2 protein-coding genes are annotated in these 906 nt (G+C 70.2%); both read right to left on the reverse strand.

The window, feature by feature from the left end; all coding sequences use genetic code 11:
- Positions 1-578 (reverse strand): anti-sigma factor RsbA family regulatory protein (locus tag ACLJPL_RS34010; RefSeq protein WP_411084810.1); only part of this gene is annotated, 578 nt, incomplete at its 3' end.
- On the reverse strand, positions 578-895 hold the full coding sequence (locus ACLJPL_RS34015) for an STAS domain-containing protein (protein ID WP_411084811.1): 318 nt from the start codon (positions 893-895) through the stop codon (positions 578-580). The genes ACLJPL_RS34010 and ACLJPL_RS34015, both read right to left, overlap by 1 nt.
- Positions 896-906 lie beyond the last annotated feature (11 nt).

A 906-nucleotide genomic window follows, 5' to 3' on the forward strand; every position in this document is an offset into this window, starting at 1 on the left:
GAGAAGGCTGCGGCGTCCGGTGCAGGCGCAAGCGCCTGGTTGTACCGGTCGACGACCGCCTGCCAGTCGTAGGCGTCACTGACCGACTCATGTCCCTCCCCGCTGATGAGGGTCGGGTGAGTAGCCCGCGCATCGGCGATCACCTCCGGGTCCAGCCGCACCTCGTCGTAGGGGCACAGGATCGTCACGGCCCGGCCCTCGAACGCGGCGTTGATCAGCGCCTCGTGCTGCGCGCACGCCGGGTACTCCACCGCGCTGCGCCCGGCCCAGATCGGCTCGCCGATGATCCGCACACGCCCCTTCGGGTGGGCGTCGGCGAATCCGCGCAGCACCTTGGGGATGATCCGCCCCGGGTTGCGGCCGGCCTCGGTCATGTCCAGGAACAGGATGCCCTCGGCATCCGAGCCCAGCCCGCTCTTGATCAGGTCCAGGTTGGGGCCAGGCACCGCCACGGCCATCGGCTCGCTGTTGGTCAGGCCCTCGCGCAGGAAGGCCACCGTCTGCCGCGTGTACTCCTGCTCGGTGCGGTAGAACAGGGCAGGGTGCACGAACGCCTCGTGAGTGGTCACCGTGCTCATCACAGAGCCACCTCGATCCGGTCCAGGCCCGGCCAGAACATCTCCAAAACCCGCGGCAGCTGCGGCGGAGGATTCTCGACCACCACCCTCCCGTCGGGCAGGTTCATGGCGGTGACCACCAGCGCACTCACCCCGGCCACATCGACGAACGCCACATCCGACAGCTCCACGTACGACACGCCCGCGTGCCGCCGGGCCAGCTCGGACAGGGCCCGCTCCCAAGACGGACGCGTGAGGGCGCTGATCTCACCACGGGCACGTATCCCAGAACGACCGCCGGGCAACGGGCTCACCTCCAACGCGGCCCTCCCGGGCACCGGGGCGGGGC

The sequence above is a fragment of the Streptomyces sp. cmx-18-6 genome, from assembly GCF_046548915.1.
Lineage (GTDB): Bacteria > Actinomycetota > Actinomycetes > Streptomycetales > Streptomycetaceae > Streptomyces.